This window comes from Halosolutus sp. YCN4 (assembly GCF_059736495.1).
Map to the genome: position 1 here is coordinate 829,560 of NZ_JCASSM010000001.1, position 24,430 is coordinate 853,989.

The 24,430-nt window shown below is 65.5% G+C and carries 22 protein-coding genes and 1 pseudogene; 12 read left to right on the forward strand and 11 right to left on the reverse strand.

Annotation, left to right across the window (positions count from 1 at the left end):
• Nucleotides 1–105: 105 nt before the first annotated feature.
• Nucleotides 106–1,119 (reverse strand): aldo/keto reductase, encoded by a 1,014-nt coding sequence (locus AC6I6X_RS04070; RefSeq protein ID WP_497929222.1) that lies wholly within the window; start codon nt 1,117–1,119, stop codon nt 106–108.
• A gap of 223 nt (nt 1,120–1,342) precedes the next feature.
• Between AC6I6X_RS04070 and AC6I6X_RS04075 the strand changes: the two genes are divergently transcribed.
• The gene (locus tag AC6I6X_RS04075) at nt 1,343–2,500 is read left to right on the forward strand and encodes a multicopper oxidase domain-containing protein (protein WP_497929223.1); all 1,158 of its coding nucleotides are present in this window, start codon (nt 1,343–1,345) and stop codon (nt 2,498–2,500) included.
• 112 nt (nt 2,501–2,612) lie between these two features.
• Here the strand turns inward: AC6I6X_RS04075 and AC6I6X_RS04080 are convergent, their stop codons facing one another.
• From AC6I6X_RS04080 to AC6I6X_RS04090, 3 genes are all read right to left on the reverse strand, one after another.
• Nucleotides 2,613–3,818, reverse strand: coding sequence for a threonine synthase (locus AC6I6X_RS04080; RefSeq protein WP_497929224.1), 1,206 nt, complete (start codon nt 3,816–3,818; stop codon nt 2,613–2,615).
• 392 nt (nt 3,819–4,210) lie between these two features.
• The gene (locus AC6I6X_RS04085; RefSeq protein WP_497929225.1) at nt 4,211–4,627 is read right to left on the reverse strand and encodes a CoA-binding protein; all 417 of its coding nucleotides are present in this window, start codon (nt 4,625–4,627) and stop codon (nt 4,211–4,213) included.
• Between the two features lie 157 nt (nt 4,628–4,784).
• Nucleotides 4,785–6,101, reverse strand: coding sequence for a YncE family protein (locus AC6I6X_RS04090; protein ID WP_497929226.1), 1,317 nt, complete (start codon nt 6,099–6,101; stop codon nt 4,785–4,787).
• Nucleotides 6,102–6,203: 102 nt separating this feature from the next.
• Here AC6I6X_RS04090 and AC6I6X_RS04095 point away from each other — a divergent pair, with 102 nt between their 5' ends.
• From AC6I6X_RS04095 to AC6I6X_RS04120, 6 genes are all read left to right on the forward strand, one after another.
• A complete protein-coding gene (locus tag AC6I6X_RS04095; protein WP_497929227.1) occupies nt 6,204–7,304 on the forward strand; it encodes a DUF3179 domain-containing protein in 1,101 nt (366 codons plus the stop codon).
• Nucleotides 7,301–7,891, forward strand: coding sequence for a hypothetical protein (locus tag AC6I6X_RS04100; protein ID WP_497929228.1), 591 nt, complete (start codon nt 7,301–7,303; stop codon nt 7,889–7,891). Before AC6I6X_RS04095 ends, AC6I6X_RS04100 begins: the two co-directional genes overlap by 4 nt.
• A 363-nt stretch (nt 7,892–8,254) precedes the next feature.
• Nucleotides 8,255–8,755, forward strand: coding sequence for a hypothetical protein (locus tag AC6I6X_RS04105; protein ID WP_497929229.1), 501 nt, complete (start codon nt 8,255–8,257; stop codon nt 8,753–8,755).
• A gap of 159 nt (nt 8,756–8,914) precedes the next feature.
• Nucleotides 8,915–10,276: a dihydrolipoyl dehydrogenase family protein gene (locus AC6I6X_RS04110; protein ID WP_497929230.1), complete on the forward strand. Its 1,362-nt coding sequence runs from the start codon at nt 8,915–8,917 to the stop codon at nt 10,274–10,276.
• 255 nt (nt 10,277–10,531) lie between these two features.
• Nucleotides 10,532–11,299: a response regulator gene (locus AC6I6X_RS04115; RefSeq protein ID WP_497929231.1), complete on the forward strand. Its 768-nt coding sequence runs from the start codon at nt 10,532–10,534 to the stop codon at nt 11,297–11,299.
• 116 nt (nt 11,300–11,415) lie between these two features.
• The gene (locus AC6I6X_RS04120; protein WP_497929232.1) at nt 11,416–13,527 is read left to right on the forward strand and encodes a PAS domain-containing sensor histidine kinase; all 2,112 of its coding nucleotides are present in this window, start codon (nt 11,416–11,418) and stop codon (nt 13,525–13,527) included.
• Between the two features lie 10 nt (nt 13,528–13,537).
• On the opposite strand, the pseudogene AC6I6X_RS04125 reads toward AC6I6X_RS04120, so the two are convergent.
• The 5 genes and pseudogenes from AC6I6X_RS04125 to AC6I6X_RS04145 all read right to left on the reverse strand — a co-directional run bounded on the left by AC6I6X_RS04125 (nt 13,538) and on the right by AC6I6X_RS04145 (nt 18,139).
• Nucleotides 13,538–14,107: pseudogene (locus AC6I6X_RS04125) on the reverse strand (carboxymuconolactone decarboxylase family protein).
• Nucleotides 14,108–14,128: 21 nt separating this feature from the next.
• Nucleotides 14,129–15,166 (reverse strand): patatin-like phospholipase family protein, encoded by a 1,038-nt coding sequence (locus AC6I6X_RS04130; RefSeq protein ID WP_497929233.1) that lies wholly within the window; start codon nt 15,164–15,166, stop codon nt 14,129–14,131.
• Nucleotides 15,159–16,022 carry an SDR family oxidoreductase gene (locus AC6I6X_RS04135; RefSeq protein ID WP_497929235.1) on the reverse strand — a complete coding sequence of 288 codons (864 nt, stop codon included), beginning with the start codon at nt 16,020–16,022 and terminating at the stop codon, nt 15,159–15,161. The genes AC6I6X_RS04130 and AC6I6X_RS04135 overlap by 8 nt, the downstream gene beginning before the upstream one ends.
• Before the next feature lie 99 nt (nt 16,023–16,121).
• Nucleotides 16,122–17,231, reverse strand: coding sequence for a phospholipase D-like domain-containing protein (locus AC6I6X_RS04140; protein ID WP_497929236.1), 1,110 nt, complete (start codon nt 17,229–17,231; stop codon nt 16,122–16,124).
• Nucleotides 17,232–17,626: 395 nt separating this feature from the next.
• On the reverse strand, nt 17,627–18,139 hold the full coding sequence (locus AC6I6X_RS04145; protein ID WP_497929238.1) for a TSUP family transporter: 513 nt from the start codon (nt 18,137–18,139) through the stop codon (nt 17,627–17,629).
• Between the two features lie 327 nt (nt 18,140–18,466).
• On the opposite strand from AC6I6X_RS04145, the gene AC6I6X_RS04150 reads away from it, so the two are divergent.
• On the forward strand, nt 18,467–18,730 hold the full coding sequence (locus AC6I6X_RS04150) for a winged helix-turn-helix transcriptional regulator (protein ID WP_497929239.1): 264 nt from the start codon (nt 18,467–18,469) through the stop codon (nt 18,728–18,730).
• 226 nt (nt 18,731–18,956) lie between these two features.
• On the opposite strand, the gene AC6I6X_RS04155 is transcribed toward AC6I6X_RS04150, so the two are convergent.
• The gene (locus AC6I6X_RS04155) at nt 18,957–20,006 is read right to left on the reverse strand and encodes an NAD(P)/FAD-dependent oxidoreductase (protein WP_497929240.1); all 1,050 of its coding nucleotides are present in this window, start codon (nt 20,004–20,006) and stop codon (nt 18,957–18,959) included.
• 197 nt (nt 20,007–20,203) lie between these two features.
• Between AC6I6X_RS04155 and AC6I6X_RS04160 the strand changes: the two genes are divergently transcribed.
• Nucleotides 20,204–20,578 carry a winged helix-turn-helix transcriptional regulator gene (locus tag AC6I6X_RS04160; RefSeq protein ID WP_497929241.1) on the forward strand — a complete coding sequence of 125 codons (375 nt, stop codon included), beginning with the start codon at nt 20,204–20,206 and terminating at the stop codon, nt 20,576–20,578.
• A gap of 70 nt (nt 20,579–20,648) precedes the next feature.
• Nucleotides 20,649–20,876: a DUF5795 family protein gene (locus AC6I6X_RS04165; protein WP_497929242.1), complete on the forward strand. Its 228-nt coding sequence runs from the start codon at nt 20,649–20,651 to the stop codon at nt 20,874–20,876.
• Between the two features lie 153 nt (nt 20,877–21,029).
• Here the strand turns inward: AC6I6X_RS04165 and AC6I6X_RS04170 are convergent, their stop codons facing one another.
• A complete protein-coding gene (locus AC6I6X_RS04170; RefSeq protein WP_497929243.1) occupies nt 21,030–21,902 on the reverse strand; it encodes a UbiA family prenyltransferase in 873 nt (290 codons plus the stop codon).
• Between the two features lie 377 nt (nt 21,903–22,279).
• Between AC6I6X_RS04170 and sucC the strand changes: the two genes are divergently transcribed.
• A complete protein-coding gene (gene sucC / locus AC6I6X_RS04175) occupies nt 22,280–23,428 on the forward strand; it encodes an ADP-forming succinate--CoA ligase subunit beta (RefSeq protein WP_497929244.1) in 1,149 nt (382 codons plus the stop codon).
• Nucleotides 23,425–24,297, forward strand: a complete 873-nt coding sequence (sucD, locus tag AC6I6X_RS04180) for a succinate--CoA ligase subunit alpha (RefSeq protein WP_497929245.1) — start codon at nt 23,425–23,427, stop codon at nt 24,295–24,297. Before sucC ends, sucD begins: the two co-directional genes overlap by 4 nt.
• Nucleotides 24,298–24,430: the final 133 nt, after the last annotated feature.

Consider the following 24,430-nt stretch of genomic DNA (forward strand, 5'->3'; position numbering starts at 1 on the left):
ACGGCCCGGGACGCCGAACACGGCGACGGGTCACGGGCGGTTCCTGCAGGACCGATCACCGGCCGACTGGACTCGACTGCGAGCGAGACCCGGGTGCTGGTGGCGTTAGAGCCCCTGATAGGGGCCCGCCTTCGCCGCCGTCAGCCGATCGACCTGGTCCGCGGAGAGGTCGATTTCAGCGGCGGCGAGGTTCTCTTCGAGTTGGTCGACCGTGCGCGCGCCGACGATCGGCGCGGTGACGCCGTCGCGGTGCATGAGCCACGCGAGCGCGACCTGTGCCGGCGACGCGTCGACCTCCGCGGCGACCGCGTCGAGTTCGTCGTGCAGGTCGAAGTTCGCCTCGGTGAGGTACGACTCCCTGAACCGACTCGATTCGGCTACCTTCGACTCCTCCGGGAGGTCCTCGTCGCGGGAGTACTTCCCGGTCAGGAATCCCTGGCCGAGCGGGCTCCACGGACAGACCGCGAGGTCGCGCTGGCGGGCGAACTCGAGGTAATCGCCCTCGATTTCGCGGTCGACGAGGTTGTACCGGGGCTGGAGGACGGTAAACGGTTCCCAGCCGTGTGCGTCCGCGATCGCGTTCGCACGCGCCACCTTCCACGCGTTCGGCCGCATGGTCGACGCGCCGAGGTAGTGGACCTTCCCGGATTCGACGAGCCCGTTCAGCGTCTTCATCAGTTCGTGGGTCGGCGTCGCGTCGTCCCAGCGGTGGATGTAGAGGACGTCAACGTACTCGACGTCGAGTCGATCGAGAATGGCGTCGACGCGGTGACGGACGTTCTTCCGGTTCGTCCCCTTGCTGTTCGGATCGCCGTCGCGGATCTGCCAGTACACTTTCGAGGCGATCGTGTAGCGCTCCCGTTCGCGATCGGCGAGCCAGTCGCCGATCCACCGCTCGCTGTCGCCGCCGCCGTAGACGTCCGCGGTGTCGATGTACCGGCCGCCGGCCTCGGCGTAGGCGTCGAGCAGTTCGTGTGCGCGCTCCTCGGAGATTTCGAGGGTGCCGTCCTCCGTCGTCCGGCCGAAGCGCCACGTCCCGAACTGGAGTTCGCTCGTCTGGATCCCGGTGCGCCCGAGCGGGACGAAATCGAGATCGATCTCCGCGAGTGAGTGTGCCATCCGGTGAACGTTGGCGGGTTCCGGACAAAAAGGGTACAGAAAGCGGCGAACCATCGGTCCCGTCGAAAACGATCGACGGTAGACACGTATCGGTCACGCGTGGCTGGCGGGAGGGACACGCGGCGGCCTTTAAGTCATCACCGGGAACATGTTCTCGTCCCTTCCCGATCCGTAAGAAGTGGCTCGACCCGTTATACATCGGCTGTTCTTACGTCGAATCGTTATGAGTGATCGTATCGGCGCTCCTGGACTCGGACTCTCACGACGCGAATTCGTCGCCGCCACGGGCGGCATCGCGGCAGCAACTGGCCTGGCCGGCTGTACGAGCCAGGGGGCCGTGCAGGACTCCGAGGGGGCGGCGTCCTCGGACGACGCCGACGACTCGGACGACTCCGATCTCCCGTGGACGAGTTCTCCCGAGGTCGTACAGGTCGACGAACAGGGCGGCAGCGTGACGTTGCGATCGGTGACGTCCCGGCACGCCGTCCACCCGATGGACTCGATGGGTGGACCGGTGGAACTCCCGCAGGTCTGGGCGTTCCAGGCCGACGACCGCGACCCGAGCGTTCCGGGGCCGATCCTCCGGACGACCGAGGGCAACGACATCGAGGTCACGCTGGACAACACGGACGCGGACATGCCGCACACGTTGCACTTCCACGGGGCGAACAAGACCTGGGAGAACGACGGCGTGCCGACGACGACCGGGATCACGGTCGAACCCGGAGAGAAACACACCTACACCATCCCCGCGAACGTCCCGGGGACGCACCTCTATCACTGTCACTACCAGACCCACCGCCACATCGACATGGGGATGTACGGCATCTTCCGCGTCGATCCGGAGGGGTACGACCCGGCGGACAAGGAGTACTTCTTCACCCTCAAGGACTGGGACTCGCGCGTGAACCGACAGATGGCCGGCGAAGACGTCGACTACAGTCCCCGCCAGCGCAACCCCGACGTGTTCACGATCAACGGCAAGAGCCTCCCGCGGACGCTCCACCCCGAGGAGGGGTCGCCGATCATCGTCGATCACGGCGACACGGTTCGCCTCCACATGGTCAACGCGGGCTACATGTCCCACCCGATGCACACGCACAACCACCGGTTCCGGCTCGTCGAGAAAGACGGCGGCCAGATCCCCGAGGCCGCCCAGTACGAACAGGACGTGACCAACGTCGCCCCCGCAGAACGCCATACCGTCGAGTTCGAGGCGAACGCCGACCCTGGTATCTACCTCATGCACTGTCACAAAGTCAATCACGCCATGAACGGGAACTCCTACCCCGGCGGGATGGTCAACGGCATCGTCTACCGTGACGCGATGGATACCGATATCTTCTCGGATCTCATGGCGTACGCAGGCTACGAGGGCTGAACGACCGAGACACGGGAGTATTGACGCATCCGCGATCGAACGACGGCCGTGCGATCGGCGGAAGAACGGCCACAGCGTCGCCTTCCGAGGGCTCACACTGGTAGCGGCACCGTCAGGTCGGGAGGTGGGATTCGAGTTGCGACGAAAGCGCGGACCGGGCCACGGTCTCCGTCCGGCCTGACCCGGTCCCGGTCCCCATCTCCTTGAATCCCGTTCCCGTCGGAACGAGTACGACCGACTCGTCCCGATCGATCGCGCCGCGTTCGGTCAGTTGGACGACCCCCGCGAGCGGTGCCGCCGACGCCGGTTCGACGCAGAGGCCGCTCCGCCGTGCGAACTGTCGCTTCGCCGTCCGGATCTCGTCGTCGGTAACGGAACACACTGCACCGCCCGTCTCCCTGACTGCGGTCAGCGCCCGGGTGCCGCTGGGCGGGTCCGGGTTCCCGATCGAGTGGGCGATCGTCTCCCCGACCTCACCGGGTGGCAACGCCGAGACAGCGTCTCGATCCGCCTCGAACGCGCGGGTGATCGGATCCGAGGCGGCCGTCTGGACGAGATACAGTCGCGGCGGTTCGTCGATCAGCCCGGCTTGCTGGAGGTCGAGGAGTCCGCGCCAGATCCCGCTGGCGAACCCGCCCGAACTGGTCGGGAGCGCGATCGCGTCGGGCGTCTCGGGGGCCATCGCCTCGTAAATCTCGAACAGCGCGGTCTTGTAGCCGCTGATCCGTCCCGGGTCGTCGCTGAGCAGAAACGATACCGGCAGTTCCCGGTTCAGATCCAGCACATCGTCGTACAATCCCCCGTAATCGCCCTCGACCCGCAGGATCGTCGGGTCGTACTGGGCGATCAGTTCCAGCCGGCCCGACGGAATGTCGTCGGGGACGAGGACGACGCACTCGCGGCCGCGGCTAGCTGCGTGGGCGGCGGTGCTCATCGCCATGTTCCCGTAGGAGACCGTCCCGACGGCGCCGTCGCTCCGCTGGAGCGCCCGCGAGACCGCGATGGCACTCCCTCGATCCTTGTACGAACCGGTCGGGTTCTCGCACTCGTCTTTGACGAACACCCGACAGCCGGCGACCTCGTCGAGTCCTCGGCTTCGAATCAGCGGCGTGTCTCCGGCCGCGGTGGCGAGCCCGTCGAGTTCGGAGAGTGGGAGAACCGCCGCGTAGCGCGACAGCCCGCGTTCGTCCCCGCAGTTATCCAGATCGAACTCGTGCGCATCGATATCGAACCAGAGCGGTTCCCCGCAGTCGCACCGAACCCGATCGGCGTCCCGATAGATTCGATCGCACCGATAGCAGCCCGTCGATAGAGTCATGGATCGTCCATCGACGGAGTCGGTGATATTCCTGCTGAAATCGCGATCGACTGCCGCCGACTCGGACGCCGCGTTCGTCGACGAACGCGGCGTCCGTACGACCGACGAACTCGTTGGCTGGCATCGCGGGAGTTTTGCTCGCGTCTCGAGTCGGGACTCGATCACGTGCCGTATCGAGTATCTCGAAGATGTCGGATTTCTCGCTACTAACTGCGAAGTCTGCTCCATGCGCTCTCGGTCGCTCGAACGACGATCGACGAAATCGGCCGACGACGACTTGTTTGTTGTCCTAACCATCATGCTGACTTCGATAATGGCGTCATTGTCGTCGACACTGAATCACGAGAACTCGTTCGTCCTTCTGACGGGGTTGGAGATCGTCTCGGCACTGCTCACCGAGAAGCGACGAGGCGCTGGTGCTCGGGTTTCATACACCGGTCCTGGACGACTCGCACGCCAGCGTCTTCTGCTCGGGCGACCGCATCGTCGTCGTGAATGCCGAGCTGGAGCCAGACGACGTCGACGTCGTCGCGGTCGAGCACCTCGTCGACGATGCCGGATACCTCGTCACTCGGCCGGAATACGTCGACGATATCGATGTCTTCGTCGACGTCGGAAAGCGAGTCGGCGGCCGGCTTTCCGAGGACCTCGTCCGCGTTCGGATTGACCGGGACGATCTCGTAGCCCTGCCGCTGGAGATACGCCGGTATCTCGTGGGCGTCCTTGCCGGGCGTCGACGAACAACCGACAACGGCGACGGTTTCTCGTCCGAGTATCTCTCGCACTTCGGCGTCCGTTTCGACGGGCATACCCCGTGGTACGGGTTGGATCGGGAAAACAGCACTGTCGTCGCGACGGCGAGTACTGCAACAGGGGGGTCGATCGTGGGGCCGCCGGTGTCGGACGCGAACGCGACACTCGCGGGTCGGCCGATCGAACCGAACGACGGGGATGACGGCGGTACCGTCACCCACAGTAACAGTTGTCGTCGGGGCAGAACGTCGGTTCCCGGTCACCGAACGAGACGCCGAGCGTCGCCAGCGAACTCCGCAGTCGCTGGCCGGCGGTCGTCTCGGGCCGGACCATCCCGCCGACGGCACCCGTCGGCGACTCCCCGGCATCGATCGTCGTGAGCACGGCCCGCTGCTCGGGGTCGATCACTGCGATGTGGTTCGCGGTCTGGACGGGAACGTACAGTTTCTCTCGGTGGGGACCCCACGCGCCGGATATCGCACTCCCGCCGACGTCGAGTTCGCGGTCGACGGCGCGCTCGTCGAGGTCGATCACCGTCACGGCGTCGATATCGGGAGTGAAGAGGTAGGCTGCGTCGGTGTCGGGGGCGACCTCGCTCGTGATCGGTGGCGCCGATAACCCATCGTCTCGAGTGACGCGCTCGAGTTCGACTGGGTCCTCGGGGTCGGAAATGTCCCAGACGCTCTCGGATCCACGACGCGGAATATCCGGGTCGGGGCCGAGTTCGCCTTCGCCGTTCTCGACCAGGAGCAGATCGCCGTCGAACGACGCGGTACACATGAACGGCAGGACGTTCCCTTCCCTTACGGGATCGCCGACGTCGACGCGAGTGACGATTTCGAACGGATCGACGCGGACCACGGTCAGCGTCTCGTTCGCGATGTCCGCCACGAAACCGTACTCGCCGTCCGGAGTCAGCGTCGTATCGCACGGGCCGGTGTACCCGACCTCGATTTCGCCCGTGACCTCGCCGAACGTGTCGCTCTCCCGATCGGCGTCGATTCGGAGGAGGACGTGGTCCGGCGGATCGTCCGGGTCGGGATCGATGGTCGTCGATCCGCCCGCGGCGACGAGCAGGTGGTTCCCGTCCGGCGTCAGGTTCGGGTAGTTCGGCCCGAATCCAGTCTCGATCGCCGCGACCTCGTCGACCGCGTGCTGGTCGAGGGCCCTGACGCCGCCGGAGACGTTGAGCCAGAGCGTATCGTACGCCGAATCGACGTCGGTGCCGTACTGGTTGGCCGGAAACGACGCCGTCGTATCGATGAAGACGGTCTCGATCAGTTCGTCGGCGGCGGCGTCGATGATGCTCAGCGTTCGATCGCCGTTGTTGAACACGTACACCGTCGGCGCACGCTCTCCGTTCGAATCGGACAGACAGCCCGACAGCGTCGCCGTCGCGGTCGTTCCGATGGCGGCCGACGATTGCAGCATTCTGCGCCGATCGATCCCGTTCCGGAACGGGTCCGTCGCAGCCGGATTCGTTCGAAACCGATCCTGTCTGCTCCCGCTGTCCCCTCCCTCGTCGCCCATACGTGGGTTACGACCTGCCGGTAATAAATACTGAAACGCGCCTGTGCGTCGATCGCACACGACCAACGTCGGGTTGTTGGGGACGCGCACCTCCCGACACCTATGCGAGACGGACGAAAACCCGGCGGCATCTCCAGGCGGTCCGTTATCGGCACGATCGGGGGCGTCGGTCTCGCCACCCTGGCAGGCTGTCTGGACACCGCCGGTGATCCCGATCGCGGAGCGGGCGACGAGGACGCGTCGACCGGCGGCCCGCCGACTGCCGACCGATCGCTCCCGGAGGAGTACACGACTCGAGAACTCGACGACGCGAGTCTCTCGGGCGGGCCGGGACAGGACGGCATCCCGTCTATCGACGATCCACAGTTCGCCTCGGCCGACGATCCGCCGCCGAACCTGGCGGACGGCGATCCGGTCTTCGGCGTCGAACTGAACGGCGAGGCGAAGGCCTACCCCCAGTACGTCCTCGTCTGGCACGAGGTCGTGAACGACGTCGTCGGCGACGAACCGGTCGCGGTGACGTACTGCCCGCTGACCGGAACCGCCCAGGGTTTCTTCCGCGGCGAGGTCGAGTTCGGCGTCTCCGGACGGCTGATCAACAGCAACCTCGTCATGTACGATCGCGGGACGGAGACGTGGTGGCCCCAGCTACTCGCCTGGGGGATCCGCGGCCCGCACGAGGGGGAGTACCTCGACGAGTTCCGGGTGACCTGGACGACGTGGGAGCGGTGGCGCGAGGCGTATCCGGAGACGGTCGTGCTCACCGAGGAGACCGGCCACATTCGAAATTACGGCGACGATCCCTACGGGAGATACACTCCGCCGAGCGGCTACTACGACAACGAGAATACGCTGTTCAGTCCGCTGGCGACCGACGATCGGTTCCCCGCGAAAGCGGTCGTCGTCGGGGCCCGGAACGCCGATGGCGCGCTCGCGGTTCCCAAAGCGACCCTCCGCGAGCGCACGGTCGTCGAGGGGCCGGTGAACGACGTTCCGTACGTAACCGTCTACGACGAGGGACTCGACACGGGCCACGTGTACCGGAACCCCGACGACGAGACGATCGAGGTCGACGAGGGGAGATTCACCGTCGGCGGTGACGAATACGAGGCCGACGAACTCCCCTTCGAGCGCGAAATCGCGTTCGACGCGATGTGGTTCACCTGGTACGGCTACTACTCGTCGACGGTGGTCCACGAATGAGTTTCGAGCACCGATTCGATCCGAATCTAACGCAACGCGTCGACGAGACGGTGGCTGCGACGACGCTCGTCGTCCGGCGGTACGATTCGCTGGCGATCGCGGCCCTCGTCGCGATCGGGTACCTCGCGGCCTTCCTCTGGGCCGTCGGCGACCTCGCGTTTCGACCCGATGCGGCGGCGACCCTGATCGTGGTCGACGACCCGCTGGGCCGGATGGTCGAGCGAACCGGCCCGGCGACGTTCGAGGCCGTCGCGCTCCTCGACACCGGTGTCGTTCGACTCCTGGTGTCGCCGCTCAACCTCGCGATCGGCCTCCTGATCGCCGGCCTCGTCGGGATCAATCTCGGACTGACCTACCTCGCGGTCGTGCAGCCGGCGGCCTGCGGGATCGGCGCGGGGTCCGGCCTGCTCGCGTCGGTACCCGCGCTGCTGTCGGGGACGGTTTGCTGTGGCCCCGTCGTCCTGATCGCCCTCGGGATACAGGCGAGCGGCCTCCTGCTGACCACGTTCGCGTGGCTGTTGCCCCTGGGCGTCGCCACGTTACTCCTGAGTCTGGTGTACGTCGCCGGAACGATCGATGTTGCATGAGCACCACGGTGGAGCGACGGAGCGCTCGCGAGAGTCGGTGGCGATCGGCAGGGTCACCGTTCGGCAGTGCAGGGGCAGCGGAGTGCTCATCGGAGCGCCCATCGTCTCCGATCGGTCTCGCGGGTCGCGTACAGTCCGCACAACGGTTTTGTACCGCGACAACGGTGAATGCGTATGGCCAGTTCGTCGCCGTCGCTTCGAATTTCGGGCGCTGTCGGGACGAACGCCCCACGACGCTTCGGCGCGTACCGAAACGGACGACGATGTATTCGTCTCGCTCCCGCGGCCGTCCGCCGCGGATCCCAGGATCGGACCGACTGATTCGAACCAGAACCCGTTCGAACCCGCTCGAAGAGGGAATACGTGACCGATCGCAACCGATTCAACCGATTACACGGCGTCTCGAGACGCACCATCCTGACGACCGCGACCGCCGCCGGCGCCGGAACCATCGCGGGCTGTCTGGACGATACGGACGAGTCCGAGCAGGAGGCCACTCAGGGTGCCGATGACGGCTCCGGGGACGACGACTCCGACGTCAGCGAGGAGGAGCGAGCGTTCGCCGCGGAGATGGTCGAGGCGATCGACGACGACCTCTCGGTGACGGACTGGGAGTTACACGGCATGTTCATCCCAGAGTACACGGACAGCGGCGGTCTGGAGGCCGACGCCCAGATCCTCGGAGACGCCTACGCAGACATCGTCGACCAGGGGTTCGATCGGCGGGCGATGCCGACCGCACTCGAGGACGACGGAACCGTGGACTTCATGGTCTTTCTCGAGACGGAGTGGGCCACCGCGTACCTCGACGGCGACTGGTCGGCGGACGAGTACTACGCGGAGATCGAAGACTCCGAACACTGATCCGGGAAGGGTGCCGACGGCCATCGCCCGACGTGAGACGTCGACTCGGACGCGACGCCGACGTCCTTTTACCTCGCTGGTCGACGCTTTCTCGGTCGTGTCTCGCGGGCGAACACCCCCGATCGCTATTTACGCGTCCCCGGAGTCCATTCGGCCAGAATGGCCGATTTTGACGTCCTCGTAATCGGTGGTGGCACAGCCAACAACGTCGCCGCGGCGGCGGCGGATCGCGGACTCGAGACGGCGCTCGTCGAGCCGGGACCGCTCGGCGGAACGTGTCTCAACCGGGGCTGTAACCCCTCCAAGATGCTCATCCAGGCGGCGAACGCGGTCAATCACGTTCGGGATGCCGAGCGGTTCCACGTCGACGCCGGCCTCGACGGGATCGACTGGGAATCCGTCGTCACCGAGATGGACGACCTGCTCGGCGGAATCGCCGACGACATGGCCCAGCGATACCGCGAGAAGGACCATCTCACGCTCTTCGAGGAACGAACAGCGTTCGTCGACGACCGGACGGTCGAACTCGACGGCCGGGAGGTAACTGGTGAGAAGGTCGTCGTCGCGACCGGCAGCAAGCCGGTCGTGCCGCCGATCGAGGGACTCGACGAGATCGACTACCTGACGAGCAAGGAGGCGCTGTACCTGACCGACCCGCCGGAGAGTCTCGTCGTTCTCGGCGGTGGGTACATCGCGGTCGAACTCGGCTACGTCTTCGAGTCGATCGGGACGGACGTCACCCTCGTCGAGATGATGGACGCGCTCGTTCCCCGCGAGGACGGCGACGTCTCCGAAGCGTTCACCGAACTCGCGAGCGATCGCCACGACGTCTACACCGGGCACCGAGTGACGGCCGTCGAAGCGGTCGGTGACGGTCACCGGGTCCACGCCGAAACCGAGGACGGCGAGACGATCGCGGTCGAGGGCGAGGAAGTTCTCGTCGCGCTGGGTCGACGGCCGAACACCGACGCGCTCAACCTCGATACTGCCGGTATCGACGTCGACGATCGCGGCTTCGTCGAGACGAACGAGTACCTGGAGACGTCCGCCGAGAACGTCTGGGCGCAGGGAGACGTCGCCGGGAACGCCCTGTTCAAACACTCCGGCGACTACGAGACGCGCCACGTGATCGACAACGTCGTCCACGACGAGCGGCGGGCGATCGATCTCGCCGCGATGCCGCACACGATCTTCACCGAGCCACAGATCGCCGGCGTCGGTGCCACCGAGGACGAACTCGAGGACGACGGTCGCGAGTACGTCGTCGGTCGCGCGGAGTACGCCGACTCGGCGATGGGGCGAGCGAAGAAACTCGAGGACGGCTTCGTGAAGGTGCTCGCGGCACCCGACGGCGAGATCCGCGGCTGTCACGTCATCGGGTACGAAGCGTCGATGCTGGTGCACGAGGCCGTCGTCGCGATGCGGACGGGCGCCACCGTCGACGAGGTGGCCGACACGATCCACGCCCACCCGACGCTCGGGAAGGTCGTCGAGGCGGCGTTCCGGGACGTCTCGAGGTGAGCGTTTCGCTCGTCGGTGACGACGTCTTCGCGCCGTCTATCCCGGAGATGAGTGCTGTGCGGACTCCCCCTGCGGATCGTTCCCGTCGATCAATGCGTTTCTACCGCCGGGAAAGCGACGCTTCGCTCTCGAGGGTGGCGCTCGTGAAGAAGTGCGGGCTCCGGAGAGCGTCCGTACAGTCGGACTCTCAGACGGAATGCTAATATTGTTGATTAGTAAATAATGCTTATGTTTGCGTGGGCCTCTCTCCCACGTATGAAAGACGAGGTTACCGCATCGGACGGTCACGATCGCGCGACGCTCCCGAGCGACGACCTGTTCCGCGTCCTCTCCGACTCGAGTCGACGGACAGTACTGTTCCACCTCCGTCAGCACAGGGCCGCGACGCTCGACGAACTGGTCGACGTGCTCGTAGCGGCCGGTACGGACGACGCTGGAGAGGACGACCGGGTGCAGTTGTACACGTCGTTGCTCCACAGTCATCTTCCATTACTCGAAGACCACGGCCTCCTCGCGTACGATCCGGACGAGCGCGTTGCCGAGTCGACGGGCCTCCGCGGCGAAATCGGCGAGTGGCTGGATCTTGCAGTCCGCCAGCAGATCCGGATCGAAAACACGCGCGAAACGGACGATCGATCTGACGACGAGATCAGGGTGTTGCTCGTCGACGACGAACCCGGTCTCCCCGAAACCATCGGAGCCTACATCGAACGCGAGAACGACGACGTGGCGGTCACGACCGCGGCGAGTGCGCCCGAGGCGGTGTCGGCGCTCGAAGACGAGTCGTTCGACTGTATCGTCAGTGACTACGATATGCCCGCGATCAACGGGCTCGATTTTCTGAAGGCTGTCCGCGAGGCGGATCCGACGCTTCCGTTCATCGTCTTTACCGCCAAAGGGAGTGAGCGAGTCGCGAGCGAAGCGATCGCAACCGGCGTCACCGACTACGTGCAGAAGGGGCCGGACGCCGAACAGTTCGACGTCCTGGTCGAACGGATCCGCAAGGCCGCTATCCGGGACTGAACCCGTCGTCCGCCCGATTCGAGCGAGTTGCCCGGCCTCTCTCGAGGATGGCCGTCTCGTCGGCAGCACGCGCTCGTCGCGAACCGCATCGTGTCACACCCGTAATCGCCCGATCGATGACCGACGCCAACTCCGAGTACGAGCGATTGATCGACCGCATCTCGGACGCGTACTGTGCGGTCGATTCCGAATGGCGGATCACGTACTGGAACGAGCGGATGGCGGCGTGGACTGGCAGTCGGGCAGCGGACGTCGTCGGTGACGTTCTCTGGGATGCCGTGCCGGCGTTTCGCGGATCGCCCCTCGAGTCACACTGCCGTGTAGCCGTGGAAACGCACGAATCACGGTCGATCGAAACGCAGTTCGGCGAGTCGTCTGACACCTGGTTCGAGGTGACCCTCTACGCCGACGCGGACGGCCTGTCGATCGTCGCCCGCGAGATCACCGACCGAAAGGGTCGGGAAGCGGACGTCCAACTCGCGGAAACCGTGTTCGAGAACACGCAGGACGCGCTGTTTCTCATCGACGTCGACGAGGACAGCGACGAGTTCCGACTCGAACGAGTGAACCCCGTCTACGAAGCCCACACTGGACTATCGAACGACGAACTCAGCGGACAGCGGCTACGGGACGTCTTCGGCGACGAGCAGGGGCGCAGCATCCTCGAAAACTACCGCGAGTGTGTCGCCCGCGGTGAGCCGCTCCACTACGAGGAGGTCCTCTCGGTCCCCGACGAGCGGACCTACTGGGAGACGCGAATCGCACCGATCGTCGTCGACGGCAAAATCGAACGGATCGTCGGTGCGACGCGCAATATCACCGAGCGCAAGGAGCGCGAGCGCCGGTACGACGCGATCTTCAATCAGACCTACCAGTTTACCGGGCTCCTCGATCCCGAGGGGACGCTACTGGAGGCGAACGATTCCGCGCTGGAATTCGGCGGGTTCGACCGCGAGGACGTGGTGGGCACTCCACTCTGGGAGTCCGAGTGGTGGCAGATCGGCGCGGACGCCCAGGAGGCACTGAAAGAAGCGATCGAGTCGGCAGCCGACGGCGAGTTCGTCCGGTACGACGAGGAGGTCCAGGGCGCCGACGGGACCGTGATCATCGACTTTTCGCTTCGACCGGTCACGGACGAACGGGGCGACGTCGTCCTGCTCGTGGCCGAGGGGCGAAACATCACGGACCACAAGCGACGGGCCCGGGAACTCGAGCAAAAACGGGAGTTTCTCGGGCACATCCAGTCGGTCGCAGCGATCGGGGGCTGGGAGGTCGACTTCCGGACGGAGACGATGCGATGGACGGACGAGGTCTATCGCATCCACGATCTGCCCCTGGAGTACGAGCCGACGGTCGAAGACGGCATCGACTTCTATCACCCTCGGGACAAAGCGACGATCACGGACGCGTTCGAGCGGCTGCAGACGACGGGCGACGGATACGATCTGGAGTTGCGGATCATCACGAGCGGCGACGAACGACGCTGGGTTCGAACGCTGGGAACGCCGTGGTACGACGACGATGGCGAACTGATCGGTGCCCGCGGCGCGTTCCAGGACGTCACCGAGCGCAAGGAACGCGAACGGACGCTCCAGCGAACCAACGACCGTCTCGAGGAGTTCACCGCCGTCGTGAGCCACGATCTTCGCAATCCATTGACGGTCGCGCAGGCCGCACTCGAACTCGCTCGGGAGAGCGGATCGTCCGAAGATTTCGATCGCATCGAGGCGGCACACGGGCGGATGAACGCGCTGATCGACGACCTGTTGACGCTGGCACGCAACGGCCAGCAGGTCGACGAAACGCAGTCTATCGCACTCGCGGACCTGATCGAGTCGGTCCGTGAGACGATTCCAGGTGACGACGCCACCATCGACGTCGCGCTCGACGACTACCGGATCGAGGCGGACGAGGCGCGATTGCGTCAGTTGCTCGAGAATCTCCTCTCGAACGCGCTCACCCACGGCGGCGACGACGTGACGATCCGAGTCGGTCCGCTGGAGGATGGTCCGGGATTCTACGTCGCGGACGACGGACCGGGCGTCCCGCCTGCGATACGGGACGCGGTATTCGACCAGGGCTTCTCGACGACGGGTGACGGGACCGGCTTCGGCCTCGCGATCGTCAGGGGGATCGCCGACGCCCACGGCTGGACCGTCGACGTGACCGAAAGCGTCGACGGCGGCGCGCGGTTCGAAGTGAACACCGGCGGGTACCCGCCGGACTGACTGGGACCGTCTACGACGGGTCTCCGTCGAAGAGCCGTGAAACCGTCTCGTCGTCCGGAATCCACCCGACGAACTCGCCGCCCTCGAACGGCAGGTCGACCGAGGCGATGTAGTTGCAGAGACCGACGTAGAAGTCGATGAGCAGGCCGGCCGCGACGATCTCCGCCGGCGAATACTTACGAGCCAGTGCGTCGTGGATCCGGTCGGTCACCGCCCCGGACTCGACGGTACGAGCGTACTGGAGCAGAACGAACTCGCGCTTGTCGAACGACGAGAAGTCGTCGCCGCCGATCGCGCGCATCTCGTCGATCGTGACGCCCTTCTCGCGGGCGATGTCGACGTGCTGGTGCCACTCGTAGCGAGCCCGGCGCGCTCAGGCGACGGTGAGGATGACCAGCTCCTTTCGTCGGTCGCCGAGCTCGTCGTAGAGCGTGTTCAGGTACTCCAGCGTGGCCTCGAGCACCTCGGGATTGTGCGCCCACGCGCGGAAGATGTGGCGATCGCCGAGGTACTCGTCGGTGAACAGGTGGTGATACTCTTCCGGGATGTCGTCCAGTTCGAGTAGCGGAAGTCGGGTCACGTGTGATTGGTTGGGAGTCGGTTACTGGGTCGGTGGACTGTGCCGCGGCTCCGAAACGGTGTAGGCGCTCTCGTCGGGCGGACCGGCCTCGAGAAACGCGGCCGCGCGCTCTTCGCCGAGGCGCATCAGTTTCTCAAGGAACGACGGACTGCGATCGACCTTCGTCGAGCAGTGGTAGTTCTCTTCCATCGGAATCCGTCGGACGGCGGTCTTCGAGAACTCGCTCTCGGGGAGGTGCCCCGCGTCGATCCACTCGTTGACGCGCTTGATGACGTGCAACTCCTGGTTCAGCGAGATGTTGCCGGCGAGTTCGTTGCGCCTGTCGGCGATCTCCTCGAACGACGTGGGTTCGCCGTCGATCTCCTGGGAATTGATCTGGATGACCCAGAGTTCGTCCGGCTTGTGGTCGGAATCGACGGTCATGAGGTCGTCGATCGGCGGGTTCTGCGAGAAGAGGCCGTCCCAGTGGAGGTGGCCGTCGATCTCGACGGCCTCGAAGAGCGTCGGAACGGCGGCCGAGGCGAGCACCGCTTCCGGCGTCACCTGTTCGTCGACGAACGTCTCGAAGATGCCCGCGTTGACGTCGACCGTTCCGACGACGAGTTCCGGCGCGTCTCGCGTGCAGAGGTCGGGGATCTCCTCGAACTCGATGTGCTGTTCGAGGGTGTTCCGGATCCCCTCTTTGCCCAGTTCCGGCCCAGGCATCTGGTACGGGCTGACCCGCGGAATCGGCAACCCGCTGCTTTCGAGGCGCGACAGGCCGGTGACCCAGTCGTTGAGGAACCGATCGGTGACGCCGGTCGCCGACAGGTCCTCCCACAGCGCATCGAGGAGTTCGATGGCGCGCTCCTCGTCGGCCGTGACGAGGCCGTACCAGGTCGCGAGCGCGTTGAAAGCCCCGCCGGAGGTTCCGCTGATCCCGACCAGTTCGTATTCGTCTGGCCACTCGCGAAGCAGCCCCTTCAGGACGCCAGCGGTGAACGCGGTGTGACTGCCGCCGCCCTGGCAGGCGATCGCGACGTTCGTCGGCGTGTCGCCTTCGCTGTGGCGTTCACTCATAGGTCGTCGTGTAGCCGCCGTCCCAGAGCAAGTCGGCGCCGTTGAGGTGCCTCGCGTGACTCGAGAATCCGAAGACGAACAGGTTCGCCACCTCGGCGGGCGTCATCATCTCCTTGGTGCGGGCCTGGCCGAGCATCACGTCCTCGATCACCTCCCGTTCGGAGATCCCGCGCTCCTCTGCGGTGTCTTCGATCTGATCGACCATCAGCGGCGTCAGCACGTAGCCGACGCTCACCGAGAATCCGCGGAGGGTTCCGCCGCCCTCGGCCGCGATCGCCCGCGTCAATCCCATGAGTCCGTGTTTCAGCGTGATGTAGGCCGGTTTATCCTGCGTCGCGTAGTGACCGTGCACCGACGACATGTTGCCGATCGCGCCGACGCCGTCGTCGGTCGCCTCGATGTGCGGGATCACGTGCTTCGAGAGCAGGAACGGCGATCGAAGCATGAGATCGTGCATGAAATCGTAAGTTTCCATCGGGAAGTCGGCGATCGACGCGATGTGTTGCATCCCGGCGATGTTCGCGGCGTAGCGCACCGTCCCGAGGTCGGCGGCTTCCTCGACCGCCGCTTCGACGGCGTCGTCGTCGGTGAGGTCGCCCTCGATCGGGACGACGCGTCCATCGGCGTCGATAGACGTCGCGACGTCGACGGTTTCCTCGAGCCCCTCCTCGTCGATGTCGACGGCGGCGACGGACAGCCCGTTGGTCGCGAGGGCGACGCTCGTCGCCTGGCCGATGCCCGACCCGCCGCCGGTGACGATCGCGACGGTGTCCGACGTGAAACGGTCGTCAGGAACGCGAAGGAAGTCGTTTGCGGACAGTTCCGGCGGGTGCAGTTCGGGAGTGTCGTTCGGCATGGGGGCAGTACTCCGACGATCGGCATATAAGCTACCCGGTCACGCGAGCGCGGTGCACGGGAGCGAAAAACGGCGTCGATAGGAGCGGTCCGGAACGCGTCACCAGAGGGAGCGAACGATCGCCATCGTTCCGTCCCTGGCCAGGCGACGCCCCTGTTCGTGGACGCGCTCCCAGTCCCGGTCGAACTGGGCGTAGACGTCGTCGTCTTCGATCCGGAGGAGCGTCTCGTCGTTGGCGACCAACCCGTTTCTGCTCAGGTTCTGGGACCCCGTGTAGACGAGGCGTCGGCGTCTCGTTTCGCCGTCCACGTCGACGTCGGCGTCGACGAGCATGGTCTTCGAGTGGACGTTCGGCGACCGCCACGGCGTCACTCGGCCCACCGCCGTCGTCGGATACTCGAGTACGGCCGCGCCCGCCCGTCGCAAGCGCTGGCCGACGCCGGATTTCTCACCGTTGAGGATCACCTCGACCGTACAGCCCCCGTCGACGAGTTCTGCGATGCGATCGACGATCGCGGAACGCTTCTCGTTCCAGATCGAGTACATGAATCGGATCGTCGCGTCACGGGACGGAACGACGGTCTCGAGGGCCGCGAGGTGAGTGTCGAAGTCGGATCGAGGGGAGAAGTACACCGTCGCCGAGTCGGTCTCCGCAGTACGATTGTAGTGGGGGTCGGTGTCGCCGGCGGCCAGTTCGTTCCAGTACTCCCGGTAAACGTCGTACAGGTCGTCGTCGCCGCGGAACACGACGGACGTGTTGTGGAGAAAGCGCTGGGTGTTCGTGAGGTTCGACGAGGACTGCCACACGACGTTCGACTCGCCGTTGTTCAGTTCTTCGACGAGGAGGAACTTATTGTGGTTCCTGGAGACGCCGATCCCTCCGCCCGCGGTGATCGAGATGCGATCGCTCGACTGTCCACGGAGTCGCTGGATCGCGTCCGCCTCGGCGAGGTGGTCGTCCACCAGGACGTTGACGTCGACGCCGCGGTCGGCGGCCGCGAGACACGCTCTCGCCACGTTGGTTCGCGTGAACGCGTACAGGGAGAGGTGTACCGCCGTCCCGGGCACCGCCCGGTTGAGCAGCTCCAGTATCGTTCGCTCGTGGACGTCGTCGGGCCTCCCCAGCGGCGACGGGTAACTGAAAATGGGCTCGATCCGGGGCGCAGAGGCGCGACTCGACCACGCCCGGTTCGTATCCGACCCGAGCACGACCGATCCTCCCACGCCTATCGAACCGACTGCCCCGAGAAGGGATCGCCTGGTCCTGCTCATGCGTACTGGGCGACGGATCGCCGCCGGGACGGCGCGATCGATCGGTGTTCGGGGGGCCGGCTATTCGTGTCGATCGGCGAGTGCGGTTGCCAGAGGGTCTCGGCTGTCATCGGAGGAAGGCGGTATCGATCGATGATCGCAACCGAGCGTGGATAGTCGGTGCCCTGAACCAGTCCAGCGTTTACGTTCCGGCGGGTCGCTCGGCAGATTTCGCCCGAACGTACCGGGACGTGAGTCGGGGGATGACCGCGTCGATCGGACTCCGGTCCGAGTATCGGCGGACGTCGTTCACCGATCGATCGCGGGTACCGATCGCCGTGGACGACGGGCGCTCAGAACTGGACCGTCGTCGCGAGCACGGTCGTCCCGACGAGGCCGAAAATGACGCCGAGACCGACATCCATCAGGTCGCTCGGGACGTGCTTGCCCACGTGCGTCCCGATCGTCCCGCCGATCAGGACGCCCGGGATCGTCCACGCGCCGACGACGATCGACGGGACGGCACCGAGCAGGAGCCACTTCGCCGTCCCGTAGTCGACGAGCCCCTGTTTGACGTACGATCGAAGCCCGTTCCCCATCCCGAAGACCTCCGTCAGGAGCCCGGCACCGATCGCCTGGGCCGGCTGGAGCCCGACGACGAGCAGGAAGAACGGATTAAAAAAGAGCGCCCCCGAGACGCCCGAGGCGAGCGCGACGGTCGAAAACAGGATCGAGGCGGGGAATATCCACCAGTGGGCGAGAAACGCGTCCATCGGAAACGAACCGATCGGTGGGACCGGTGCGAGCAACCGCTCGGGCACTATCACGACGAGTTCAGCGAGAACGTCGAGGTCTCCCGACAGCATCGGGTAGAGTGACGAAACTGAAACGGGTAACGTCGATGGGGACGTGTATCGCGCGTACCCGACCGTCCAGCGTCGTCGACCGGTCGGGCGAGGAACCGAAGATCGGCGGGATCGATCGACTCGGCCGATCGCCCCTCCGTCGACGACCTTCTCGAGCGAGTCGACGAACTCGCGTCCACCTGTGCGTGACGGCGCCTCGATCCCGTCTCGAAGCCCGTCGAGTAGATGGGGGCTGAGCGGCGCTGTATCGGGATGAAATCCGCGGTCGTGCACGGTTCGTGCACCACCAGTAAACGGGTATATTCCCGTACAGACAAGATGACGCGTATGACTGACGTTTCGGATCGACTGTACGACCTCCCGCCGAGCGCGAAACTCGTGTTGAAGGTCCTCGAGGTCGACGGCGCGATGACGCAGGGACAGATCGCAGCCGAATCCCGTCTGAGCAAGCGAACGGTTCGGTTCGCACTCGAGAGCCTCCGCGAGGCCGACGTCGTCCAGGAAGGTGTCTACTTCCGCGACGCACGGAAATCGCTCTACTCGCTCGCCGACTCGATGTCGACCGACGAGTCGACGGCGGCGAGCGACTGACCGACCCCTGCAGGTCCCGCCGAAACCGTCTTTCCTCGTCGGACGCCCGTACCGAAAGCATTCGCGAGACGGCACCGGTTCCGACGTCTCTCGTCCCGCCCGTGGAACACGGTCGCACGTCCGCAGACGCCACCCTCTGCGATCAGAACGGCGTCATAGACCGACGGCCGCATTCGTCGATCGATCGTCCCTTCAGAAATTCGAGCTCCGCGCCTCGAGCGCGCCTTCAGTCACCTTCTGCCGACGAGTGAGCGTTCGCCTGCTGCCGTACCGAGGGGGCGATCGCGGGAACGTCCTGCGGATCGACCGCCCCATCGGCTTCGAGTTCGGCGAGCGACTTCGGGAACTCGCGGAGGCTCTTGTGGATCGCGATGCCCGCTTTCGCGCCCTGCCCCATCGCGACGGGAATCTGGTTGTGGCCGGGGGTCAGGTCGCCGACGGCGTAGAGGCCGTCGACGCTCGTTCGGCCGTGATCGTCGACGACGACCGTGCCGTCCTCGGTGAGGTCTGCGCCGAGAGATGCCGCCAGGTCGTTGTTGTAGTCGGACCCGTACATCGCGAAGCCGCCGCGATAGTCGCGGACGGTGCCGTCCGCGAACTCGAGTGCCTCGAGCCAGCCGTCCTCGCCGTTGCGGACGCCGGTGACCGCTTCGTGAACGACATCGACGGGGTGGTGCTCGAGCAGCACCTCCGTCTCGTCGCTCCAGTCGGGGTCGTCGCCCCGCAACAGGAGGTCCACGTCGTCGGTGAAGTTGAGCATAAGCATCGCGACGGTGGCGGCGCTATCGCCGTTGCCCATCACGTACACCGGTTCGTCGACGAACATGTACGCGTCGCAGTGGAGACAGTAGTGGAGTCCACGCCCGGTTCGGGGCAGCGGTGGCTCGGGTCGACCGTCGGCGAACCCGGTCGCGAGGACGACCCGATCGGCGACCGCCGAGCCGTCGGACGTCTCCAGGTGGAACGATCCCTCGCGCAGATCGATCCCGGTGACGAACTCCCGGCGGTAGTCCGCGCCGTACGATCGGAGCTGGTCGATCGCCGTCTCGAGGAACTCGTTCCCGGAGACGGACTCGGGGATGCCGATGACGTTGTGGGTCTCCTGCATCATCGCGGCGCGGCCGCCGCCGCGATCGAAGACCGCGGTTTCGTGTCCGAGTCGCGTCGCGTACAGGGCGGTCGTCAGGCCGGCCGGACCGCCGCCGACGACGGCGACCTCGTAGCGGTTCGTCGATGCGGATTCGGTCGATGTTGTGGAGTCGGTTGGTTCCGTCACGTTCGGTTACCTTCTGTAACCCCGTTACTCGTGGTTGTCTATAAGTGCGAGCCAACCGTTCCGTCACCGGGTTACCTCTCGGTAACCGGGTGCGGAGCGGACGGCGAACGAACCCTCCCGATTGCGAAGAGAAAGTAACTACAGGTAACTAGCTAACAACACGTAACTATATGATGGCTCGGTCCGTTCCGTCGGATATGGACGAATCGACAGACCGACTGGAGGTGTGGTGTGCGGGCGAAGACTGGTGTCCCGTCACGTCTACCGCGACGTTGATCGGCAAGAAGTGGCACACGGTGGTCCTCCACCGGTTGCTCGACAACGGACCGCTCGGGTTCAACGCGCTGAAAGCGGAGGTCGGCGGGATCTCGAGCAAGGTCCTCTCGGACGTCCTCGACGATCTCGAGGAGAAACAACTGGTCGACAGGGAGATCGTGAGCGAAAAACCGGTACGCGTCGAGTACTCGCTGACCGAGCACGGCGAATCGATCGAGCCAGTCATTCAGGAAATGGCCAGGTGGGGCCGCGAACACCTGGTGGCTGCGGCGGACGAGGAGAGTTCGATCGCGTGAGAGACACGGAGTCGTCGGGAGCGAAAGGGGCGAGCGGAAACCCTTAGGGCGGTCGCTCCGAACGACGACCGTGAGCGAAAATCGCGTCGTCCAGGGCCGCATGGTCACGGCAACGAAACTCGCGGAGTTGATCGAGGACGACTCGGTGATGGAAGTCGACTCGATCGAGGAGGCAGAGCGGGACTGTCCCGATTGTGGCGGAAACGTCCTGCAGGTCGGTTACATGCCGTCCGTGACGGCGTTCGTCACCGGCTGGAAGTGCCAGGACTGCGACTGGAGCGAGACCGATCGGGACTGATCCCGGCCGCGTGACGAACGCGGGGATGGTCACGGAGTCGATCGCTCTCACGTGATCGGTCTCGAGCGTCGGCATCGGACTCCCGGGTCGCCGTCGATCGTCAGCGTCGGCGTTACGCGGCGTCGACTGCCCGGACGATCGAGTCCGTCGGGCCTACCAGACGGTCCATTCGAGCACGAGGACGAGCGCGCCCAGGAAGAGGTGTTCGCCGTCGACGACGAACCCGTAGAACAGCGGTCCCCGATCGGGCGTCGCGAACGGGATGTACGCGCCGACGTACCCGTTGAACGCGAGGAGGACGAGGAACTCGGGCGACAGCACGCCGGCCGCGACGGTCACGAGGACGACCGTCGCGACGAGGACGTTCGCCACCTGCGAGACGATCCGGGTCCAGCCGGGCCCGAACGTATTCGGGACGGTGCGAATCCCTTCCGCGCGATCGCCCTCGATGTCCTTGACGTCGAAGATCACCGCGGCGATCGTGATCATCGCGCCGACGTAGGCGGTCAGAAACAGGATCTCGAACTGCCACGGCCGGCCGAAGTAGTAGCCGACCCCCAGCGGGATCAGAGCCCACGCCGCGCCGACGAACAGGTTCTTCACGAGGAACAGGCGCTTGACACCCCCCGTCGAGTACAGGATCGCGGCGAGCAGTGGCACGATCATGAATCCGACGCCCGGAACGTCGAGCACGATCGCGAAACCGATCGCCGCGAGATAGAGCACCGTTCCGACGGCGAGCCAGATTCGGCCGTACTGCTTGATGAACGCCGCGCGCTGGGGGACGTTCGCCTCGTCTTCCTCGAGATCCGTGAACCGGTTGACCGTGTAGACGAACATCGTGACCGCGACGACGATGAAAAACGGGCGCGGGTCAGGGGGCAGGTCCGCGAGTCCGATCGTCGTGACGACGACGCTCGCCGCCGAGATGGAGATGAAGACGTTGCTGTGAACGAGTACGCGCAGGACTGCTGCCACCGACGAGAGCCACTGGCGCCGGCGGTGAGCAGCGATCGACCTCGTCATCGACGATCACCGCTACGATCGGGGTGCGTCCGGGTGATCCGTTTTCGATCGGGGTGCGGTCGAACGACCGGTGACGGCCACCCGTCCCGATCGAGGCCCGCGTCGAACACGCGGTACTCGGCGGGACCGAATCGGGGGCGGGATCCGTCCCTCGTGGATCCGGAACGGCGATCGGGTGGAAACGCGCTACCAGGAGACACCGGTTGTCACTGCTTGGAACTGTACGGAGTCAAGCGCTTCGGTGTCACCGGTGGTCTCGCTCGGTCCTCGGGCACCTCGTCGGCTGCCGTCGCTCGCCGCTACCTGTCAGACGAACGCCCTCCCCGAGTGGAAACTGGCAGGATTTAAGCAACGGCGGAACACCCGTTCGAATGGCCATGAAATTACACGAGTATCAGGCGAAGCAGGTCTTCGCCGACGCCGGGATTCCGACGCCGGCGTCTCAACTCGCCTCCGACGTCGACGGCGTCGTCGCCGCGGCCGAGGAGATCGGGTACCCAGTAGCAGTGAAAGCGCAGGTCCAGGTCGGCGGCCGGGGGAAAGCCGGCGGGATCAAACTCGTCGAGGACGAGGACGAGGCCCGCGACGCGGCCGACTCGATTCTCGGGATGGATCTCAAGGGCTACCACGTGGACCGCGTCCTCGTCGAGGAAGCGGTCGACTTCACGAACGAACTCTACGTCGGGATCACGATGGATCGCGGCGAGGGCAAGCCGGTCGCGATGGTCTCGACCCGCGGCGGCGTCAACATCGAGGAAGTCGCCGAGGAAGACCCCGACGCGATCGCGCGCGAGCACATCGACCCCTCGTTCGGGATGCACCCCTACCAGGCCCGCAAGGCCGTCTACGACGCGGGCGTCGATCGGTCCGTCGCGCGGGACGTCTCGAACGTCCTCATGACCCTCTATGATCTCTGGGAGAGCCGCGACGGCTCCGACGCCGAGATCAACCCGCTGATGGTCACGGCCGACGACGAGGTCATCGCGGCCGACGCCGTGATGAACATCGACGAGGACGCGCTGTTCCGCCAGCCCGAACTCGCGGAGATGGAAGAGGAGGCCGCGGGCGGCGACGAACTCGAGCAGAAGGCAGACGAGTACGACTTCGACTACGTCCGCCTCGAGGGTAACGTCGGCATCATCGGCAACGGCGCCGGACTCGTGATGACGACGCTCGACCTCGTCGACCACTACGGCGGCGAACCCGCCAACTTCCTGGACGTCGGTGGCGGCGCGAAGGCCGCCCGAATCGCGAACGCCCTCGACATGGTCTTCTCTGACGACAACGTCGAGAGCGTCGTCTTCAACATCTTCGGCGGGATCACCCGCGGCGACGAGGTCGCCAAGGGGATCAACGAGGCTCTCGAACAGTTCGACGAAATCCCGAAGCCGGTCGTCGTCCGACTGGCCGGCACGAACTGGGAGGAAGGCATGGAGATCCTGAACGAGGACCTCGTGACGGTCGAACAGACCCTGGAGGACGCGGTCCAGCGTGCCGTCGAGTACGCTGAGGAGGTGGAAGCATGAGTGTACTAGTCGACGACGACACGCGCGTCGTGGTACAGGGCATCACTGGCGGGGAAGGCAAGTTCCACGCCGAACAGATGATGGAGTACGGTACCAACGTCGTCGCCGGTGCGGTCCCCGGCAAGGGCGGCCAGGAAGCCGCCGGCGTCCCCGTCTACGACACGGTCCACGAAGCCGTGGAAGAAGAGAACGCCGACACCTCGGTCATCTTCGTCCCGCCGGCGTTCGCGGGCGACGCCATTTTCGAGTCGCTCGACTCCGGACTCGACCTCGCGGTCGCGATCACGGAGGGCATCCCGACCCAGGACATGGCCCGGGTCAACAAGCGACTCTCCGAGACCGACACCCGACTCATCGGGCCGAACTGTCCCGGTCTCATCACGCCCGGCGAGGCCAAACTGGGCATCCTCCCCGGCAACATCTTCGCCGAGGGGAACGTCGGCCTCGTCTCCCGATCGGGCACGCTCACCTACCAGGTCGTCGACAGCCTGACCCAGCGCGGGATCGGCCAGACGACCGCCATCGGCATCGGCGGCGACCCGATCATCGGCACCGACTTCGTCGACGCCCTGGAACTGTTCGAGAACGACGACGAGACGGACGCGATCGTCATGTGCGGCGAGATCGGCGGCGAAGACGAGGAGGAGGCCGCCGCCTACATCGACGAGCACGTCGACACCCCCGTCGCCGGCTTCATCGCGGGTCGCACCGCCCCGCCGGGCAAGCGCATGGGCCACGCCGGCGCGATCGTCTCCGGTTCGGGTACCGGCACCGCCGAGAGCAAGATCAACGCGCTCAACGACGCGGGCGTCCCCGTCGGCGACACCCCCGAGGAAGTCGCCGACCACATCGAGGAGTTCCTGGACTAACGCTGCGCTCGCCGTTCTCGATATCCGCTCTCTCTCTCTTTCTGATTCGTTCTCCACCAGCGGGTTGCGATCGAGCGCCAGCGAGCGAATGTCGAAACGGAACCGGACGCGGTGGCGCGTCGAACGGTGCCGA

What these genes read in the sequence shown, in the direction of transcription:
- AC6I6X_RS04150 (WP_497929239.1), top strand. Translation starts at nt 18,467, where the DNA reads ATGACTGACGTTTCGGATCGACTGTACGACCTCCCGCCGAGCGCGAAA.
- sucD (WP_497929245.1), top strand. Translation starts at nt 23,425, where the DNA reads ATGAGTGTACTAGTCGACGACGACACGCGCGTCGTGGTACAGGGCATC.
- AC6I6X_RS04170 (WP_497929243.1), bottom strand. Translation starts at nt 21,902, where the DNA reads ATGACGAGGTCGATCGCTGCTCACCGCCGGCGCCAGTGGCTCTCGTCG.
- AC6I6X_RS04075 (WP_497929223.1), top strand. Translation starts at nt 1,343, where the DNA reads ATGAGTGATCGTATCGGCGCTCCTGGACTCGGACTCTCACGACGCGAA.
- AC6I6X_RS04135 (WP_497929235.1), bottom strand. Translation starts at nt 16,022, where the DNA reads ATGCCGAACGACACTCCCGAACTGCACCCGCCGGAACTGTCCGCAAAC.
- AC6I6X_RS04115 (WP_497929231.1), top strand. Translation starts at nt 10,532, where the DNA reads ATGAAAGACGAGGTTACCGCATCGGACGGTCACGATCGCGCGACGCTC.
- AC6I6X_RS04145 (WP_497929238.1), bottom strand. Translation starts at nt 18,139, where the DNA reads ATGCTGTCGGGAGACCTCGACGTTCTCGCTGAACTCGTCGTGATAGTG.
- AC6I6X_RS04120 (WP_497929232.1), top strand. Translation starts at nt 11,416, where the DNA reads ATGACCGACGCCAACTCCGAGTACGAGCGATTGATCGACCGCATCTCG.
- AC6I6X_RS04095 (WP_497929227.1), top strand. Translation starts at nt 6,204, where the DNA reads ATGCGAGACGGACGAAAACCCGGCGGCATCTCCAGGCGGTCCGTTATC.
- AC6I6X_RS04100 (WP_497929228.1), top strand. Translation starts at nt 7,301, where the DNA reads ATGAGTTTCGAGCACCGATTCGATCCGAATCTAACGCAACGCGTCGAC.
- AC6I6X_RS04110 (WP_497929230.1), top strand. Translation starts at nt 8,915, where the DNA reads ATGGCCGATTTTGACGTCCTCGTAATCGGTGGTGGCACAGCCAACAAC.
- AC6I6X_RS04160 (WP_497929241.1), top strand. Translation starts at nt 20,204, where the DNA reads ATGGACGAATCGACAGACCGACTGGAGGTGTGGTGTGCGGGCGAAGAC.
- AC6I6X_RS04070 (WP_497929222.1), bottom strand. Translation starts at nt 1,119, where the DNA reads ATGGCACACTCACTCGCGGAGATCGATCTCGATTTCGTCCCGCTCGGG.
- sucC (WP_497929244.1), top strand. Translation starts at nt 22,280, where the DNA reads ATGAAATTACACGAGTATCAGGCGAAGCAGGTCTTCGCCGACGCCGGG.
- AC6I6X_RS04090 (WP_497929226.1), bottom strand. Translation starts at nt 6,101, where the DNA reads ATGGGCGACGAGGGAGGGGACAGCGGGAGCAGACAGGATCGGTTTCGA.
- AC6I6X_RS04085 (WP_497929225.1), bottom strand. Translation starts at nt 4,627, where the DNA reads ATGCCCGTCGAAACGGACGCCGAAGTGCGAGAGATACTCGGACGAGAA.
- AC6I6X_RS04080 (WP_497929224.1), bottom strand. Translation starts at nt 3,818, where the DNA reads ATGACTCTATCGACGGGCTGCTATCGGTGCGATCGAATCTATCGGGAC.
- AC6I6X_RS04130 (WP_497929233.1), bottom strand. Translation starts at nt 15,166, where the DNA reads ATGAGTGAACGCCACAGCGAAGGCGACACGCCGACGAACGTCGCGATC.